This is a genomic window from Bradyrhizobium tropiciagri, assembly GCF_018130545.1.
In the GTDB taxonomy this organism is placed as follows: domain Bacteria; phylum Pseudomonadota; class Alphaproteobacteria; order Rhizobiales; family Xanthobacteraceae; genus Bradyrhizobium; species Bradyrhizobium tropiciagri_A.
The window spans coordinates 362,842-380,154 of the sequence record NZ_JAFCKF010000001.1 but is presented as its reverse complement, the minus strand read 5'-3'; the positions used below and the strand labels follow the sequence as shown (position 1 = coordinate 380,154).

Below are 17,313 nucleotides of genomic sequence, written 5' to 3'. Positions count from 1 at the left end.
CGCTAGATTCCTCGGACCACTCCCGCCTGGCCCGGCGCGCATTCGAGCGCAGCACGGTCCCACTTCGCGTTGATGGCCGCGGCCTCATAACTCGATTGCAGGAAATCAAGCAACGCCTTGTCCGGATCGGCAGCCGTCCGCACGGCGTCATAGGGCAGGATGAATTCGCCGAGCGCGTCGCTGAAAAAGGCAGCGTCGGGCCGTACCGGCGTGCTGCGATAGCCCGCGGGCTCCGGATAAGCGTAGGAATAGAACGCGGGGTAATCGATCGCGCCGCCGCCTGGCCAGAAACCCGCGCTGCTGACCTCGTGCGAATAGGCCTCGTGCGCGACATCGTCAGGCAGGTGCGGCACGCCACCGGGATGGCGCGGTGCGATCCTGCCGGAGAAGCGGGTGACCGCGAGATCGAAGCTGCCCCAGAAGAAATGCACCGGGCTCGCCTTGCCGAGAAAGCTGGTCCTGAATTGCTTGAACACGCGGTCGCAGTTCACGAGGATCTGGTGAAAGCGGCGCACGGCGTCCGCATCGTAGGCGGCATGTTGCGTATCCTGCGAAAACCGGATCGGATCGGGGATTTCGTTGGGCATCTCGTCGATGACGGCATCGACGCCGAGCTCCTTCAGCGCTTTCATGATCTCTGCGTAGAAGCTCGCGACCGATTGCCGGGCCAGTGCGAATTGCCGCTCGGTGCCGTCGCTGGCCGAGATGCGAAGCAGATGATCGATGAAGTCGAAGTCGATCTGGAACGAGCGGTCGTCGTCGGGGATCGGCGAGGTCGTCAGTCCGCGCGCCGTGACATAGAGCGTGACGTGCCAAGAGTGATTGAGCCAGGGCGATTTCGCCAGCCTGATCTTGCCGGCGATCTGGGTGAAGAGCTGGAGCGTGGCGCTGCTGTCGCGCCACGCCGCGGTCGGCAGTTCCGGCCAGCGGGTCGTCGGTGTGTTGGTCATGGCAAACCTCAGGGCTGCTCGGACGACAGGTCTTGTCGAATAGCACGGATTGGGTTCGGTCGCCTCGGAACTGGCGTTGTCGAAAGTATGTGAAGGCGGCAATCTTCAGCGCCTGCCGCCCTCGTTGCAGCAACCTTGTTGTTGGTTGCGAAGCTCAGCGACGGAGCTCAGCCATGAAGCTTCTTCGCCGTCTCAGCGATCGCGCGGCCCTGATAGCGGGCGCCGGCGAGCTCGTTCTCGCTGGGCTGGCGGCTGCCGTCGCCGCCGGTGATGGTGGTAGCACCATAGGGCGCGCCGCCGGTGACTTCGTCGAGCTTCATCTGGCCGGCGAAGCCGTAGTTCAATCCCACCACCGTCATGCCGAAGTGCAGCAGGTTGGTGATGATCGAGAACAGCGTGGTCTCCTGGCCGCCATGCTGGGTTGCGCTGGACGTAAAGGCGCCGCCGACCTTGCCGTTCAGCGCGCCCCTGGCCCAGAGGCCGCCGGCCTGGTCGAGGAAGTTGGCCATCTGCGAGGACATCCGGCCGAAGCGGGTGCCGGTGCCGACGATAACAGCGTCGTAATTGGCGAGATCATCGATCTTGGCGACCGGCGCGGCCTGGTCGAGCTTGTAGTACGACGCCTTGGCGACTTCGGCCGGAACCAACTCGGGCACGCGCTTGATGTCGACGGTGGCGCCGGCTTCACGCGCACCCTCCGCGACGGCATTCGCCATCGCTTCGATGTGACCGTAGGCGGAGTAATAGAGAACGAGAACCTTGGCCATGATGGCCTCCTTTGGCGGGTGAGGTAGGGAAGATGAGCTGGGGGGAGGAGCATGCGCGGACGTCTGTCCGCGCATGCGGGGTGAGGGGTGATCAGGCGGCGTCGACCAGGACGAGCTCGGTATCCTCGAGCGCGGTGATCTTCAGCTTGGCTTCATCGCGGATCGCGGCGCCGTCGCGCGCATTGACGCGGACGCCGTTGACCTCGACGCTGCCGGCCGCCGGCACCAGATAGAGGTGACGGGCCTTGTCGGCGGAATACTCCGCGCTCTCGCCGGCCTTCAGCGTGGTGGCGAGCACCCGCGCATTGGCGCGGATCGGCAGCGCATCATTGTCGCCGTCGATCCCGGAGGCGATGGTGACGAGCTTGCCGGAACGGTCTGCCTTCGGGAACGGCTTCGAACCCCAGGTCGGGTGACCGCCCTTCGTCGTCGGCTCGATCCAGATCTGGAAGATCTTGGTCTTGGATGGCTCCAGATTGTACTCGGAGTGCCGGATGCCGCTGCCGGCGCTCATCACCTGCACGTCACCAGCTTCGGTGCGCCCCTTGTTGCCGAGCGAGTCCTGGTGCGTGATCGCGCCTTCGCGAACATAGGTGATGATCTCCATGTTTGCATGCGGATGCGCCGGGAAGCCGGAGTTGGGGGCGATCTCGTCGTCGTTCCACACCCGCAGCGCGCCGTGGCTGACATTGGCCGGATCGTAGTAGCTCGCGAACGAGAAGTGATGCTTGGCCTTCAGCCAGCCGTGGTCAGCGCCGCCAAGCTCTGCGAATGGTTTCAGTTCGATCATGGTCATTCTCCTTGAAATGGTTGTTGCAATCAGGCGCCGAAGCCGCCGTCGACGTTGAGCACGGTGCCGGTCACGAAGGAGGCTTCCGGGCTTGCCAGGAAGACGACGCCGGCTGCCACTTCCTCCGGGCGGCCGAAGCGTTGCAGCGCGTGCTGCAAACGTTGCGTCTCGGCAAACTCGCCGCCGTCCTTCGGGTTCATGTCGGTGTCGATCGAGCCGGGCTGCACCACATTCACCGTGATGCCGCGCGGTCCGAGGTCGCGCGCCGCGCCCTTGGTGTAGCCGACCACCGCCGCCTTGCTGGCGACGTAGTCGGCAAGCCCCGGGAACGAGGCGCGATCCGCCAGCATCGAGCCGACGGTGACGATGCGGCCGCCTTCACCCATCAGCTTCGAGGCGGCGCGGATCGCGGTGATCACGCCGTCGACGTTGATCGCTTCCTGGCGCGCCAGCGTGGCCGTGTCGGCCTTGGGATCGTCCACCGCACCGCCGGATGCGACACCGGCGTTGTTGACCAGGATGTCGAGCCGGCCAAAATCCTTGGCGACGGTCTTCACCAGCTGATCGACATCGGACGACGAAGCCTGGTCGGCCTTGTAGGCGCGGGCGTTGACGCCCTTGCCCTTCAACTCGGCGACGACAGCTTCCGCCTTCTCGGGAGACGCGACATAGCTGATCGCGACGCTGGCACCTTCCGCGGCGAGTGCACGGGCGCTGGCGGCGCCGATGCCGCGTGAACCGCCGGTGACGAGCGCAACCTTGCCTGAGAGCTTCTTGGTCATTGGATTTCTCCATCGAGTGGATTTGATGGCACTTGGATATGCCTCCGGCTGTGGTATAGAAATAGAAACTATTGAAACTCATTGTTTCCAAATTGGATGATCAGGGATAGCGGCCCATGTCGAAACTGCCGGACTTCGAGGCGCTCGCGATTTTCGCAAAAGTCGTGGAATTACGGTCGTTTGCAGCGGCAGCGGCCGAGCTCTCGCTGTCCAAGGCCACGGTCTCGAAGGCGGTCTCCAGGCTCGAGGAGCGGCTCGGCGCGCGGCTGTTCAACCGCACCTCGCGGCGGCTGGCGCTGACCGATGCCGGCCAGAAATTATCGGAGCGCGCCGCGCGGCTATTGGCCGATGGTGAGGCTGCGGAGAACGAGGCGCTGGCGCAATCGACCACGCCGCGCGGCCTGGTGCGGCTCGCAGTGCCGATGAGCTTTGGCATCAAGACGGTGGCGCCGCTGCTGCCGGAATTCATGGAGGCCTATCCGGAGGTCGCGATCGATCTGCATCTGAGCGACGCGACGGTCGATCTGATCGGCGAAGGCTTTGACGCCGGCCTGCGCATCGCGCGGCTGCCGGATTCCTCGCTGATCGCGCGGCGGCTGTGCGGCATGCCGCGTTACACGGTGGCGGCGCCGTCCTATCTGAAGCGCTATGGCCGGCCGACCCATCCGATGCATCTCGCCGAGCACAAATGCTTCGGCTACGCCTACCTCTCCACCCAGGGGGCCTGGAATTACACCAACGCGGCAGGCGAGCAGGCCAGTGTGCGTCCTGCCGGCCAGCTGCGCGTCAACAATGGCGAGGCCGTGATGCCGGCGTTGCTCGCGGGCCTCGGCATCGCCGATCTGCCCGACTTCATTGTCGGCGATGCGATCGCGCGTGGCGAGGTAGAGGTGATCCTGAAAGGCTGGAAGCAGCCCGAGGCCGCAGTGCATCTGGTCACGCCGCCCGGCGGCCCGCGCCCAGCCCGCGTCGAGGTGCTGGCGGATTTCCTCGCCAGCCATTTCGCCAAGGGGAAGAAACGCGGGTCGTAGTACGTCGTTGCGGATTGATCGACGACCGGTGCACGGAACTAGGTTCCGGCGCGATCGGCCTTCACATTTAGTTGTCCGTGCGAACGATCCTTGGCCGTATTCATTTGCGAAGTTGAAGCAAATCGCCGCGCGGAACCCGCGCGTGCGCGGATCAAATCAGAACAAGGGCACTGGGCATGCAGACGCAGCGGATTGTGCTGAGCTTGGCGATCGCAATTGGCGGCGCTGGCGTTATGGCGCCCGCGTTGTCGCAGGAGTATCGCGGCACTTGGGAGCAGCAGATGGCGTGCACGCCCGACGTGATGCGCCTGTGCAGCGATCAGATCCCCGACACCAACCGGATCGTCGCCTGCCTGCGGCAGAACACGGCGCTGCTCGGCAGTTCGTGCCGTGCGGTGTTCGAGTCGAATGCGCAACAACAGGCGCAGACGCAGGGGCGCACACCGCAGCCGCAGATGCAACAGCGACCGCGCGCGCCGCAGCAGATGCAACCGGCTCCGATCGCGCCGCCGCGGACTGCGCCGGATGATGACGAAGACTAGGGCGCGGGACTGACTGCTGTCTGGTGCCTGACTTCGCAGACGTCGACCCATTCGGCCGCGGTCAGCTCGGCCATCCTGTCTGGCGTGATGCGCACCGCGCTGTGGGTCGAGCCCGCGGCCGGCACCACGACGTCGAATGCCTTCAGCGAGACGTCGCAATAGACCGGCAGCGGCGACTTCAGCCCGAACGGGCAGACGCCGCCGACCTCATGGCCGGTGATCTCGGCGACCTCGTCGAGGCCGAGCATCTTCGGCTTGCCGCCGAATGTCGCCTTGACCTTCTTGTTGTCCATTCGCGACGTACCGGCGGCGACGATCAGCACCACGCGGTCGCCGACCCGCAGGCTCAGCGTCTTGGCGATCCGCGCCGGCTCGACGCCGTAGGCTTCCGCCGCCAGCACGACGGTCGCGGAGCTCAGGGCGGATTCGATCACGGTGATTTCGGGCGCCTTCTCGGCGAAGAAGGCGCGGACAGACTCAAGACTCATATTGATCAGGACCCTTGCTCGTCAGGATCTGGCAGACACCAGGGCGGGAAGCTCGGAAAGACCGTGGATCCGGTGATCGGGCACGACGCCGAGCTCGTCCATCTGGGTACGCAGCGCCTTGAACATCGTCAATGGGGCGATCGTTTCGCTCTCGACGCAGGCCAGCGCCATCGCCTCCGGCGTCACCCGTTCGATCCAGGCGACAGTGAGGCCAAACGCCTTGGCGCCGCAGGCGTCCCACGGATTGGAGGAGATGAACAGCACCTCCGCCGGTGGCACGTTCAGCACCTCCTCGATCAGCGTGTAGGCCTCCGCCGCCGGCTTGAACACCTTGTGCGCATCGACGCTGATGGTGGCATCGAGCAGGCGGTCGAGCCCCGAATTGCGCACCAGCGCATCCAGCATGTCAGGGCTGCCGTTGGAGAGGATCGCGAGCTTCTTGTCCTTCATCGCCTCGAGCGCGGCAACCGCATCCGGATACAGCGCAAGATGCTGATACTTGTCGATGATGCGCCCGAACGTTGCTTCGTCATATTGCAGGCCGAGGCTACGCAGCGTGTAGGTGAGGGAGTCACGGGTGACCGCGGCGAAATCCTGGTAGCGCCGCATCAGCGTGCGTAGCCAGGAATATTCGAGCTGCTTGATGCGCCAGATCTGGGTGATGATGTCGCCATAGCCGGGAAACGCATCCTCGGTGATCTCGGCCACCGACTGGACATCGTAGAGCGTGCCGTAGGCGTCGAAGACGATTGCCTTGATTGTCATTGTGGTCTCTCTTGCCCGCCGATCGTCGAATACAGGAATTTCCTCAGCGCGTCGACGGATTGGTCCCGGGCCGCCTCGTTGAATTCGAGGTGATGACCGAGCACCTTCTGGGGCGTGCGGAGCGAAGGCACGTCGAAATCATGGTGGGCGCCGGGATAGACCGTGATCGCGATGGGAATCCCGTTGCCGTTCTCGCGTGCGATGCCCCAGTCGTCACGGCCTTCAGCAAGGTTGCGGCACGCGTCCGCCGGCGCCCAGTCGTCGAGCTCCCCGACAAGGATCAGCGTCGGCACCGTCATGTTGCCCTTGACCCCGGCGCACAGCGGATAAAAGCCGATCGCCGCGCGGAATTTTTCCTTCGAGGAGCCTTCGATCTGGCCGCGCTCCACGGCGAGCAGCGCCAGCGTCGCGCCTTGGGAAAATCCCATTACGGCCACCCGGTTCGGGTCGACCGACGGCTGTCCGACAAGGTAATCCAGCGCGCGGTACGCATCATACAATGTCGACGGCGGCAGTCCACCCGTGCACGCGCTCGTGATGCCACGGGTTCCGAAGCGGTCGATCGTCAGCGCGACATAGCCCCATTCGGCAAGTAGCTTGCCCCAGCGCTCGTCGACCCCACGCCAACCGCCGCCGCAGCCGTGCATGAGCACGACCGCGGGCGAGGGACCGGGACCATCGGGCCGGCGCAGGTAACCCTGCAACGCTTGCGGTCCCGCCAGCGGGCTCTCGAATTCGACGAGGCGCGGCGCATTGTCGGCCGCTGGCGCAGGGGTCGAGCTTAACCCCCAGAGCGCGAGCGTGGCGAGAAGGGCGGCAAGTCCGGTGAAGTTCGTCATGAACCACCTCCGAAGCTTGCCGCCAATGATACGCCGTTAGATCCCCAAAATCTTGCGCGCGTTGGCCTTCAACACTTTGGGGCGGATCTCCTCGCGGATGTCGAGCTTGGCGAAGTCGGCGAGCCAGCGGTCCGGTGTGATCACCGGCCAATCGGAGCCGAACAGCATCTTGTCCTGCAGGATCGAGTTGATGTAGCGCACCAGGATCGGCGGGAAATATTTAGGCGACCAGCCGGAGAGGTCGATATAGACGTTCGGCTTGTGGGTCGCGACCGACAGCGCCTCTTCCTGCCAGGGGAAGGAGGGATGCGCGAGGATGATCTTGAGGTCGGGAAAATCCGCCGCGACGTCGTCCATGTACATCGGGTTGGAATATTTCAGCCGCATCCCCATGCCGCCCGGCATGCCGCTTCCGACGCCGGTCTGGCCGGTGTGGAACAGCGCGATCGCGCCGCCGTCATTGATCGCTTCATAGAGCGGATAGGCCATGCGGTCGTTGGCGTAGAAGCCCTGCATGGTCGGATGGAATTTGAAGCCGCGGACGCCGTAGTCCTCGATCAGCTTGCGCGCCTCGCGGACGCCGAGCTTGCCCTTGTGCGGATCGATCGAGACGAACGGGATCAGCACATCGAGGTGATCGGAGGCGACCTCGAGCATTTCGAGATTGTTGTAGCGGCGGAAGCCGGTCTCGCGTTCGGCATCGACCGGGAAGATCACCGCGGCGATGTTCTTGGACCGATAGTAGGCCGCGGTCTCCGGCACGGTCGGCGGATGCTTGTGCGGCGACTTGAAGTAGTCGGCCATCTGCGCCTGGAAGTCGTCATAGCCGTCGTCGCCATGCATGCCGCAGGGCTCCTCGGCGTGGGTATGGATGTCGATCGCGACGACCTTTTCGATGTCGGGCAGTTTGAGCTTGGGCATTCGGCTTCCCCGGGGCAGCGTGTTTGTTGGTGATGGGAAATAATTATACTATATAACGATCTGCGCAAGCGATCTGGCGCCGACGGCTTGCGCGAGCGCGGCCTGAGCCGAATTCGGTCGCAAAGTCCGGTTTGGACGGGCGGATGGGGGCTGATGCAGAGGCCGTGGGGACGATTCGCTGCCGGTGAAAACTATCATCCGGGCGCGACGGTGCGTCGGGGTGTTGATAGGGATGGTCGCCACGGACGCCGTTTTCGGAGCGATCTCAAGGGTGTGGCGGCTCGATCCGTGCAGGTTCCATGGCAGGATAGGCCCGAAAATCGGCCCGTCTCGGTTGACATTTAACGGTCCGATGGCTTAGAAACCGGCCCGTCCCGGGCGGCAGGCCGCTTGTCGGGATAAATCCCATTTTGCCAACTATTGGCATCTATCAGGTACGGCCTCCAACACGGGCCTTTCGAAGTAACAGGATTGTCCCATGAAGGTCCGTAACTCGCTGAAGTCGCTGCGCGGCCGCCATCGCAACAACCGTCTGGTCCGCCGCAAGGGCCGCGTCTACGTGATCAACAAGGTCCAGCGCCGCTTCAAGGCGCGCCAGGGCTGACGCGCCAAGTTTGATCTGACACGCGCGGATCGGCTCGTTGCGCCGATCCCATCCGTCTCTTTCACAGGTCTTTGACGCCGCGCTGCTTTGCAGTGCGGCTTTGTGCGTCTAGACTTCGGCAATGGGATTTAACTTCCTCGGGCTTCCTCACCGCCGGCTGGCGATCCTGATCGCAGCGCTTCTGGCCGGACCTGTTTTGGCTTTGCCCGTCGCGGCCGCCGCGCAGGACGATCCGCGGGTGGTCCCGCCGCCGAAAGCGCAGAAGAAACTGCCGGAAGCACCGACCAAGCTGCCGAAGGTTCCGGCCGACCGCACCCGCGGGCTGGATTTTCTGTTCGGCGCGCTGAAGGCTGCGCCCGACGAGGACAGTGCCCGCCATGTCGAGGCGCGGATCTGGGCGCTTTGGCTCCAAACCCCGAGCGATACCGCGGCGCTGTTGATGGTGCGGGCCAAGGCCGCGCTCGATGCCCAGAACGTCGATGTCGCGCTGAAGCTGCTGGACGCCGTGATCAAGCTGCGGCCCGACTATGTCGAGGCCTGGAACCGGCGCGCGACGATCTACTACCTCAAGAACGACTACGTTCGTTCGCTGGGAGATCTGCAGCAGGTGTTGACCCGTGAGCCGCGCCATTTCGGCGCGCTGGCGGGTGTCGGCATGATCATGCAGGACATGGGCGACGACAAGCGGGCGCTGGACGCCTTCCGCAAGGCGCTGGCGGTCGATCCCTACCTCGAGAAGGTGCCACAGATCGTCAAGCAGCTGACCGAGAAGGTCGAGGGCCGCGACATCTGATTGCATGCGATTGATCGCGATCGCGGTCGGATTGCCGCGAGAGGGCACGTGACTCGCGAGCTTGACGCGTGCTCGCGATACGGTCCGGCGAGGAGACTAGTGCAGGAACTTGCCGCGGGACGCGCTGTCCTGGGCGATGGCAGCATAGAATTGCTGAAGCTCCGCCTCCAGGTGCTCATTCACGAGCAGCAGTGCCTTCAGGGCGCCGCGCAAGTCGCCGTTACAGCTCGCCACGATCTGGTCGATGGCCGCATCGCTAGGGTCGGAAATCATGATACTCCTCCGATTACTTCCCGTTGAACTCGTCGTGCGGACGCGGGTTCCCGTGAATCCTGTGCAAAAGCCAAGACCTGTTCCCGGTAGCGTCCCCGGTTTCGATGAAGCCTCGCGACTGATGGCGAAATTGCCACTGGCAAACGATGGAATTACTAACGGCGCAGGGTTGAACCCGCTATCCACAGGCTGGGCGCATTGTGGACAACTGCATTCCAAGCCCGGCTGAACCTTACCATTAGGCTAAAGGTTGATTGTTCTCGCCCACAAGTTGCGACACAACGCAGCCGGCTGGGGGAGAAGACATTTTTATGAATTGATTGTTGCTGCGGCGCTTTGCGTCGCATTGGGCGGCTGCGCGTCGGTGACGCGCGGCCCTACTGAAACCATTTCCATTGCATCGACACCGGCAGGCGCGACAGCTGATATCGCAGGATTGGATATACCGACCGCCTGCGTCACGCCGTGCGCGATCCAGGCCAAGCGCAACGCCGACATTGTCGTGACGATCAGCAAGGACGGCTATCGACCGCAGATCATTCCGCTGACCAAGGACAGCGGATCCGGCGGCGCAGGTTTCGCCGGCAATCTGCTGCTGGGTGGCGACGTAGGCATGGGCGTCGACGCGGTGCTCGATCACAAGCCCAATCCGACGCCGCGCCCACCGCGGCCGCCGCGACGTCGGGAGAGGCCCGTCTCGTAGCGGGGCCAGTACGCGAACTACGCGCGCGGTTGGACTTCGCGCTGCAAAGCGCGCTAGCATCGAAACCGACGCGCACCTCCGCCGTAGCTCCACGGTGCGCAGGCCTATTCGGATCGTCTTGATGCTCGCTTTGATCGTCGTGCTGGCGGTGGCCGGGCTGGCGCTGGCGACACAGCTCGGCGTCCAGCTGATCCAGCGCGCCTTTCCGCCGCAGGGCCGCATGATCGAGGTGTCCGGCGCGCGGCTGCATGTGGTCGAGCTCGGCCCGCGCGATGCCGCGGGGCCGCCGGTCGTGATGCTGCATGGTGCAAGCTCCAACCTGCGGGCGATGCAGCCGTTGGCCGACCGCATCGCCAAAACCCGCCGGGTGATCCTGATCGATCGGCCGGGCCATGGCTGGAGCACGCGCGAGCGCGTCGCGGATTCGACGCCCGCGATCCAGGGCCGCATGATCGTGGAGGCGCTGACCAAGATCGGCGTCAGCAGGGCGATCGTGGTGGCGCATTCCTGGGCCGGTGCGCTCGGCCTGCGCATCGCGCTCGATCACCCGGACCGTGTCTTGGGCCTCGTGCTGCTCGCCCCCGTCGCCTATCCGTGGCGCGGCGGCGCCGGCCGCTATAATGATGTGATCGCGACGCCGCTGATCGGACCGTTGCTCGCGCACACGATCACGCTGCCGCTCGGCTACCTCGTCACCAATTCTGGCGCGCGCGGTGTATTCGCGCCGCAGCCGATGCCTTCCGATTTTGTTCGCGACAGCGCGACGTTGCTGTTGCTGCGTCCACGCGAGTTCATCGCCAATGCGCGCGACCTCGTCACCTTGAAGGCCGCCGTCGTCGAACAGGCCCCACGCTACGCGGAGCTCAAGATGCCGGTTACGATCATTTCCGGCGACGTCGACAAGACGGTCTCGACCGGCATCCATTCGCGGCTGCTCGCAGCCACGGCGCCGAACGCCCGGCTCATCGTGCTGCCGGGTACAGGCCACATGGTGCAATACGCCGCGCCCGATCTGGTGGCCTCCGAGATCGAGGCGATGGCCGAGCGGATGACGCGGCACATGGTGACGGCGCAATAGCTGTCGGCCGCTTTCGCACCGCGTGAATGTGATCCGGCGAGGCTTGCGCCATCAGGTGGCGCCGAACATCATGTGACCGCGCGGTTTTCCGATTTCATCAAAGGACGCCTCTCATGCGGATCGACAACATCGCCGACCTCATCGCTGAAACCCTTGCCCAGGCCGGCGTGAAGCGCATCTATGGTGTCGTCGGCGACAGTCTCAACGGCCTGACCGAGGCGTTGCGCAAGCGCGGCACGATCGACTGGCTGCATGTGCGCCACGAGGAGGTAGCGGCCTTCGCCGCGGCCGCCGAATCCCAGATCACGGGAGACCTTGCGGTGTGCGCGGGCTCCTGCGGCCCGGGCAATCTGCATCTCATCAATGGCCTGTTCGACGCGCATCGCAGCCGCACGCCGGTGCTGGCGATCGCGGCGCAGATTCCGTCGGCCGAGATCGGCGGCGGCTATTTCCAGGAGACCCATCCGCAGGACCTGTTCCGCGAATGCAGTCATTATTGCGAGCTGGTGTCGGATCCGGCACAGCTGCCCTACATGCTGGAGAACGCGATCCGCGCCGCGGTTGGCAAGCGCGGCGTCGCGGTGCTGGTGCTGCCGGGCGACGTCGCGATGCGTCCGGCGCCGAAGCGCGACATCGCGCCGAATGCCGGCCTGCTGCCGCCGGTGCCGGTGGTGCGTCCGGCCGATGCTGAATTGAACGCACTGGCTGCGCTGCTCAATGGCGCGCGGCGCGTCACGCTGTTCTGCGGACGCGGCTGCGCCGGTGCGCATGACGGCTTGATCAAGCTTGCCGAGGCGCTGAAGAGCCCGATCGTGCATGCGCTCGGCGGGAAGGAATATGTCGAATACGACAATCCCTATGACGTCGGCATGACCGGCTTCATCGGCTTCTCCTCCGGCTACGCCGCGATGCACGGCTGCGACGTGCTGCTGATGCTCGGCACCGATTTTCCCTACAAGCAGTTCTTCCCGACCGGCATCAACATCGCCCAGGTCGATCTCCGTCCGGAAAATCTCGGCCGCCGCTGCAAGCTCGATCTCGGCATCGTCGGTGACGTCGGCGAGACCATCGCCGCGCTGTTGCCGAAGCTGAACCCGAAGACCGACCGCAAGTTTCTCGATGCCAGCATCGCGCATTACAAGGACGCCCGCGCCGGGCTCGACGATCTCGCCCGCGGCAAGCCCGGGCAAAAGCCGATCCATCCGCAATATCTGGCGCGCCTGCTCAGCGAGCAGGCGACCGAGGACGCGGTGTTCACTGCCGATGTCGGCACGCCGACGATCTGGGCCGCGCGCTATCTGAAAATGAACGGCCGCCGCCGGCTGGTCGGCTCCTGGGTGCACGGCTCGATGGCCAATGCGATGGCGCATGCGATCGGCGCGCAGGCGGCGCAGCCGGGACGCCAGGTGATCTCGATGTCAGGCGACGGCGGCTTTGCCATGCTGATGGGCGACCTGATCACGCTGATCCAGGCCAGGCTGCCGGTGAAGGTCGTGATCTTCAACAACAGCGTGCTCGGCTTCGTCGCGCTGGAGATGAAGGCGGCCGGCTTCATCGAGACCGGGGTGGATCTTAAGAATCCGGATTTCGCGGCGATGGCGCGCGCGATGGGCATTCACGGCGTCCGGGTGGAGGATCCGGGCGAGCTCGAGGGCGCGATCCGCGACGTGCTCGCGCATGACGGCCCGGCCGTGCTCGATGTCGTGACCGCGACCCAGGAGTTGTCGATGCCGCCGACCATTACGCTGGAGCAGGTGAAGGGCTTCAGCCTGTGGGTGCTGCGCGCCGTGATGAGCGGCCGCGGCGACGAGGTGGTCGACCTCGCCAAGACCAATCTGTTGCCGCGCTGATCGCGAAAACACGTCCGCCCTGCCATCTCTGTGCAGGGCGGACGACGTCCGATACCGCCGATTACTGCTTCTGCTTGCCGTCCTTGTCGAACGACGACACGTAGGCCCACAGATTGTTGGCCTCGGTCTCGTTCTTGATGCCGGCGAAGGCCATCTTGGTGCCGGGGACCTTGGCCTTCGGATCCTTGATGTATTCGAGGAACTGTTCCTTGTTCCAGGTGATGCCGGAATTCTTGTTGGCATCGGAATAGTTGTAGTCCGGCGCGGAGCCGGAGTGGCGGCCGTCGAGGCCGTTGAGCTCGGGGCCGACCTTGTTCTTGGCGCCTTCGCCGATCGCATGGCAGGCGAGGCACTTGTTGAACGAGGTCTTGCCGGCGGCGGCATCCTGCGCCAGCGCGGAGGATGCGGTGGCCAGCGATGTGACGACCGCCAGCGCGCTCAAGGTCTTTAGGTTCATGGGGTTCTCTTCGTTTCGTCCCGAGGGGTAGTGTCTGGTTTGTGGCATGTCCGACTTGGACAGGACAAGCCACGAAACTTTGACAGGTTTCATCACGGCCCGCTTGTCCCAGAGAGAACTCGGCATTGCCGGGTGGGGCAATCCGACCTTCGGCCGGTCGACTGAAACAGGTGCAGACCTGATTGATTTGTCGTAACAAATCGGCAAAGGGCAAAAGCCCAGCTGAGGGAACATTGATGTCCATCATGATGCCGGCGGCCGACCAGGCCGTGCTTGCACGCCGCGCCGAAATCGTGGCCGCCCTGCGCGCAATCGTCTCGGGCGAGGGCGTGATCGACAGCGCCGCCGAGATGCTGGCCTATGAATCTGACGGCCTGACCGCCTATCGGCAGCCGCCGATGGTCGTGGTGCTGCCCGATACCACCGAGCAGGTGGCGAAGGTCCTCAAATATTGCCAGCAGCAGGGCATCAAGGTGGTACCGCGCGGCTCCGGCACCTCGCTGTCGGGCGGCGCGCTGCCGCTCGCCGACGGCGTGCTGCTCGGCCTCGGCAAGTTCAAGCGGATTCGCGAGATTGACTTCGACAACCGCGTTGTTGTCACCGAACCCGGCGTGACCAACCTGGCGATCAGCCAGGCGGTCGCCCATGCCGGCTTCTACTACGCGCCCGATCCATCGTCGCAGATCGCCTGCTCGATCGGCGGCAATGTCGCGGAGAATTCCGGCGGCGTGCACTGCCTGAAATACGGCATGACCACCAACAACGTGCTCGGCTGCGAGATCGTGCTGATGAGTGGCGAGATCCTGCGCATCGGCGGCAAGTCGGCCGAGAATGCCGGCTACGATGTGATGGGGATCATCACCGGCTCGGAGGGACTGCTCGGCGTCATCACTGAGATCACGGTGCGCATCCTGCAAAAGCCGGAGACGGCGCGCGCGCTGATGGTTGGCTTTGCCGAAGTGGAAGCGGCCGGCGAATGCGTGGCCGCGATCATCGGCGCCGGCATCATCCCGGGTGGCATGGAAATGATGGACAAGCCGGCGATCCACGCCGCGGAAGCCTTCGTCCATGCCGGCTATCCGCTCGACGTCGAGGCGCTTTTGATCATCGAGCTCGATGGTCCCCAGGTCGAGGTCGACGAATTGATCAAGCGGGTCGAGGCGATCGCGCAGGGCTGCGGCTCGACCTCCTGCCAGATCTCGACCTCGGAGGCCGAGCGGAATCTATTCTGGGCCGGCCGCAAGGCGGCATTCCCCGCGGTCGGGCGCATCTCGCCGGACTATCTCTGCATGGACGGCACCATCCCGCGCGGCGCGTTGCCGAAGGCGCTGGCGCGGATTCGCGAGCTCTCGGAGAAATACGGCCTCGGCGTCGCCAATGTGTTCCACGCCGGCGACGGCAATCTGCACCCTTTGATCCTCTACGATGCCAACAAGCCGGGCGAGATCGAGAAGGCGGAGGCGTTCGGCGCCGACATCCTGCGCTGCTGCGTCGAGCTCGGCGGCGTGCTCACCGGCGAGCATGGCGTCGGCATCGAGAAGCGCGATCTGATGCCGGAGATGTTCACCGAGATCGACCTCAACCAGCAGCAGCGGCTGAAATGCGCCTTCGACGCCGAGGGCCTGCTCAACCCCGGCAAGGTGTTTCCGACGCTCCATCGTTGCGCCGAGCTCGGCCGCGTCCATGTCCACGCCGGCAAGCTGGCGTTTCCGGATATCCCGCGGTTCTAGAGCTTCGGTTCTGATTGAATCAGAACCGAAGCTCTAGATCTTTGTTTGACGCGTTTTCTTTACGCGAACCGGGATCCACTTCGCTCGAAAACGCTCTAGTACCGCCGTAGCAGCCCGCTCGCGGCGCTCGCATCGCCATACGCGGCACAGGCCCTGTCCGGGTCTGCGATCAACTCCGCTCGGACTTGCTTGAACGTCTTGCCGGCCGCCTCGGACACCTCGGGGCGGAATTGGCGCGGATCGTAATCGTTGCCGTCGTGGGCCTTGATGGCGGCATCGAAGGCGCCGAGCATGGCCATCGCGGCGTTGGGGCTGCCGAGAAGTCTGGCGCCGAGTTGAACGCCCCCGGCGCCATCGGCCTCATAGCCGGTGCATCGTTGTTCGAGCACCGCGGCCGCGGTGGCGAGCTGCTCGAGGAACGTCGCCTCGGCGTCGGAGAGCATGGCGGCGCGCGCCGGTCCTGCCGCGAACGTCGCGAGCAGCGCGACGGCTGTCAGCTTGATCTTCACGGTGGTTTCTCCCTCCAGCCGTCGAGGCCGGTCGATACAATTCGACCGATCGCGCGAGCCAACCGATAACCTTAACCGATGCTTGCTGCGGCCGTTGGCAAAGCGGCCGCCGTCGCATGCTGCCGCAATTGCAGCGCGAACCCGTTTACATGGCCTTCAACTGTTCCTCGGTATTTTCCGGACATGCAGGTCTTCCGGAGCATATCGATGCCCAGCCTGGCCGATAGGCTGGCGCTTGCGCGCAATCGGCCCGCGGGTTTCGACTACATGCGCATTGTGCTGGCGGTGTCGATCATCGGCCTGCACAGCGCCAACGTGACGTTCGGGCTCGGCCGGGCGCTGGAAATCCAGAGCACGCTTCGCATCGGCGTCGCGATGATCCTCGCGTTGTTCTTTGCCCTGAGCGGCTTCCTGGTGACGGCGAGCCTGCTCCGGTGCAAGAGCCTGATTTCGTTCCTCGGCCTGCGCCTGCTGCGGATCGCCCCCGCACTCGCGGTCGAGACCACGCTGTCGGCCATCATCATCGGTTCGTTCTTCACAGAATTGCCATTGGCGCAATATTTCGCCGATCCGAAATTCCACGCCTATTTCCTCAATATCGTCGGCGACATCCATTACGAGCTGCCGGGCCTGTTCCTGCACAATCCGCTGCCGGTGCTGGTGAATTCCCAACTCTGGACCGTGCCGTACGAATTGTGGTGCTACGTCATCCTGGCGCTGCTCGCGGTCACCACGATCTGCTTCAACCGGGTGGCGTATCTCGTGTTCATGGTGATCGCCCAGATCGGGCTGGTCGGCTATGACATCGCGCGCTGGGACGAGGTGCCGATCCAGCTTCGCCCGCATCTTCTGGTGTTCTGCTTCCTTGCCGGCGTCGGGTTCTACCTTTGGCGCGACAAGGTGCCGTTCCACCGGACTTTATGCCTGTTTGCGCTGGTGCTGTGCGCCGCCGCCATGGCGACCGGACGCGCCGACGCGCTGGCGCCGGTGCCGGCCGCCTATATCGCCTGCTACCTCGGCCTGATGAACCCGCGGCGGAGCTGGATCGTCTCGTCGGGCGATTACTCCTACGGGCTCTATCTCTATGGCTTCGTCATCCAGCAATGCGTCGCCACGTTCGGCCCGCCGGTGCAGCACTGGTACCTGAACATCCTGATCAGCCTGCCGCTCGCCTTCGGCGTCGCGGTCGCGTCCTGGCATCTGGTCGAGAAGCATGCGCTTCGGCTTCGAGGCCGGGTCGAGAAACTCGAGACCGCCGTGCTGTCGCGGACCTCGCTGGTCGGCTTCTGGCGCAAATCGCCCGAGCAGGCCGAACGAGAGGCTGTCGTCCAGCCCGGGCCGATCAATCCAGTTCGATCGATCGTCCTTTCCGGCCGGTAACCCCAAACCATTGCTTGATGCGAATCCGGTGGCGCATCACCTGGATTGCGCCTGTTCACAC

20 protein-coding genes are annotated in these 17,313 nt (G+C 64.5%); 9 read left to right on the top strand and 11 right to left on the bottom strand.

What is annotated here, in order from left to right; all coding sequences use genetic code 11:
• Positions 1 to 2: 2 nt before the first annotated feature.
• The 4 genes from JQ616_RS01870 to JQ616_RS01855 form a co-directional block, all read right to left on the bottom strand.
• Entirely contained in the window at positions 3 to 950 is a 948-nt protein-coding gene (locus JQ616_RS01870; protein ID WP_212011793.1) for a DUF5996 family protein, read from the bottom strand.
• 167 nt (positions 951 to 1,117) lie between these two features.
• Positions 1,118 to 1,717: an NAD(P)H:quinone oxidoreductase gene (gene wrbA, locus JQ616_RS01865; protein WP_212011791.1), complete on the bottom strand. Its 600-nt coding sequence runs from the start codon at positions 1,715 to 1,717 to the stop codon at positions 1,118 to 1,120.
• Positions 1,718 to 1,808: 91 nt separating this feature from the next.
• The gene (locus JQ616_RS01860) at positions 1,809 to 2,507 is read right to left on the bottom strand and encodes a pirin family protein (protein ID WP_212011789.1); all 699 of its coding nucleotides are present in this window, start codon (positions 2,505 to 2,507) and stop codon (positions 1,809 to 1,811) included.
• Between the two features lie 29 nt (positions 2,508 to 2,536).
• On the bottom strand, positions 2,537 to 3,289 hold the full coding sequence (locus JQ616_RS01855) for an SDR family NAD(P)-dependent oxidoreductase (RefSeq protein WP_212011787.1): 753 nt from the start codon (positions 3,287 to 3,289) through the stop codon (positions 2,537 to 2,539).
• A gap of 116 nt (positions 3,290 to 3,405) precedes the next feature.
• Here JQ616_RS01855 and JQ616_RS01850 point away from each other — a divergent pair, with 116 nt between their 5' ends.
• The gene (locus tag JQ616_RS01850) at positions 3,406 to 4,320 is read left to right on the top strand and encodes a LysR family transcriptional regulator (protein ID WP_212011785.1); all 915 of its coding nucleotides are present in this window, start codon (positions 3,406 to 3,408) and stop codon (positions 4,318 to 4,320) included.
• 176 nt (positions 4,321 to 4,496) lie between these two features.
• Positions 4,497 to 4,862 carry a hypothetical protein gene (locus JQ616_RS01845; RefSeq protein WP_249136323.1) on the top strand — a complete coding sequence of 122 codons (366 nt, stop codon included), beginning with the start codon at positions 4,497 to 4,499 and terminating at the stop codon, positions 4,860 to 4,862.
• Here JQ616_RS01845 and JQ616_RS01840 read toward each other — a convergent pair.
• Genes JQ616_RS01840 through JQ616_RS01825 form a run of 4 tightly spaced genes read right to left on the bottom strand, consistent with a single transcriptional unit; the run spans position 4,859 to position 7,875 of the window.
• Positions 4,859 to 5,350: a YbaK/EbsC family protein gene (locus tag JQ616_RS01840; RefSeq protein ID WP_212011783.1), complete on the bottom strand. Its 492-nt coding sequence runs from the start codon at positions 5,348 to 5,350 to the stop codon at positions 4,859 to 4,861. The genes JQ616_RS01845 and JQ616_RS01840 overlap by 4 nt on opposite strands.
• Positions 5,351 to 5,371: 21 nt before the next feature.
• A complete protein-coding gene (locus tag JQ616_RS01835; RefSeq protein WP_212011781.1) occupies positions 5,372 to 6,115 on the bottom strand; it encodes a haloacid dehalogenase type II in 744 nt (247 codons plus the stop codon).
• A complete protein-coding gene (locus tag JQ616_RS01830) occupies positions 6,112 to 6,954 on the bottom strand; it encodes a dienelactone hydrolase family protein (RefSeq protein ID WP_212011779.1) in 843 nt (280 codons plus the stop codon). The genes JQ616_RS01835 and JQ616_RS01830 overlap by 4 nt, the downstream gene beginning before the upstream one ends.
• Positions 6,955 to 6,990: 36 nt before the next feature.
• On the bottom strand, positions 6,991 to 7,875 hold the full coding sequence (locus JQ616_RS01825) for an amidohydrolase family protein (RefSeq protein ID WP_212011777.1): 885 nt from the start codon (positions 7,873 to 7,875) through the stop codon (positions 6,991 to 6,993).
• 478 nt (positions 7,876 to 8,353) lie between these two features.
• On the opposite strand from JQ616_RS01825, the gene ykgO reads away from it, so the two are divergent.
• Positions 8,354 to 8,479 (top strand): type B 50S ribosomal protein L36, encoded by a 126-nt coding sequence (gene ykgO, locus JQ616_RS01820; protein WP_002718645.1) that lies wholly within the window; start codon positions 8,354 to 8,356, stop codon positions 8,477 to 8,479.
• A gap of 121 nt (positions 8,480 to 8,600) precedes the next feature.
• Positions 8,601 to 9,272, top strand: a complete 672-nt coding sequence (locus JQ616_RS01815) for a tetratricopeptide repeat protein (RefSeq protein WP_212011775.1) — start codon at positions 8,601 to 8,603, stop codon at positions 9,270 to 9,272.
• Between the two features lie 96 nt (positions 9,273 to 9,368).
• Here the strand turns inward: JQ616_RS01815 and JQ616_RS01810 are convergent, their stop codons facing one another.
• Positions 9,369 to 9,545 (bottom strand): hypothetical protein, encoded by a 177-nt coding sequence (locus JQ616_RS01810; protein WP_167350153.1) that lies wholly within the window; start codon positions 9,543 to 9,545, stop codon positions 9,369 to 9,371.
• Between the two features lie 316 nt (positions 9,546 to 9,861).
• On the opposite strand from JQ616_RS01810, the gene JQ616_RS01805 reads away from it, so the two are divergent.
• The 3 genes from JQ616_RS01805 to poxB all read left to right on the top strand — a co-directional run bounded on the left by JQ616_RS01805 (position 9,862) and on the right by poxB (position 13,176).
• Positions 9,862 to 10,248, top strand: coding sequence for a PEGA domain-containing protein (locus tag JQ616_RS01805; protein WP_212013091.1), 387 nt, complete (start codon positions 9,862 to 9,864; stop codon positions 10,246 to 10,248).
• A 121-nt stretch (positions 10,249 to 10,369) separates the two neighbouring features.
• A complete protein-coding gene (locus JQ616_RS01800) occupies positions 10,370 to 11,326 on the top strand; it encodes an alpha/beta fold hydrolase (RefSeq protein ID WP_212011774.1) in 957 nt (318 codons plus the stop codon).
• A 113-nt stretch (positions 11,327 to 11,439) separates the two neighbouring features.
• Positions 11,440 to 13,176: a ubiquinone-dependent pyruvate dehydrogenase gene (poxB, locus tag JQ616_RS01795; RefSeq protein WP_212011773.1), complete on the top strand. Its 1,737-nt coding sequence runs from the start codon at positions 11,440 to 11,442 to the stop codon at positions 13,174 to 13,176.
• A 61-nt stretch (positions 13,177 to 13,237) separates the two neighbouring features.
• Here the strand turns inward: poxB and cycA are convergent, their stop codons facing one another.
• Positions 13,238 to 13,633, bottom strand: a complete 396-nt coding sequence (gene cycA / locus JQ616_RS01790; RefSeq protein WP_212011772.1) for a cytochrome c-550 CycA — start codon at positions 13,631 to 13,633, stop codon at positions 13,238 to 13,240.
• Positions 13,634 to 13,869: 236 nt separating this feature from the next.
• Between cycA and JQ616_RS01785 the strand changes: the two genes are divergently transcribed.
• A complete protein-coding gene (locus JQ616_RS01785) occupies positions 13,870 to 15,363 on the top strand; it encodes an FAD-linked oxidase C-terminal domain-containing protein (protein ID WP_212011771.1) in 1,494 nt (497 codons plus the stop codon).
• A 95-nt stretch (positions 15,364 to 15,458) separates the two neighbouring features.
• Here JQ616_RS01785 and JQ616_RS01780 read toward each other — a convergent pair whose 3' ends face one another.
• Positions 15,459 to 15,872 carry a hypothetical protein gene (locus tag JQ616_RS01780; protein ID WP_212011770.1) on the bottom strand — a complete coding sequence of 138 codons (414 nt, stop codon included), beginning with the start codon at positions 15,870 to 15,872 and terminating at the stop codon, positions 15,459 to 15,461.
• Positions 15,873 to 16,079: 207 nt separating this feature from the next.
• Here JQ616_RS01780 and JQ616_RS01775 point away from each other — a divergent pair, with 207 nt between their 5' ends.
• Entirely contained in the window at positions 16,080 to 17,252 is a 1,173-nt protein-coding gene (locus JQ616_RS01775; RefSeq protein ID WP_249136322.1) for an acyltransferase family protein, read from the top strand.
• Positions 17,253 to 17,313 lie beyond the last annotated feature (61 nt).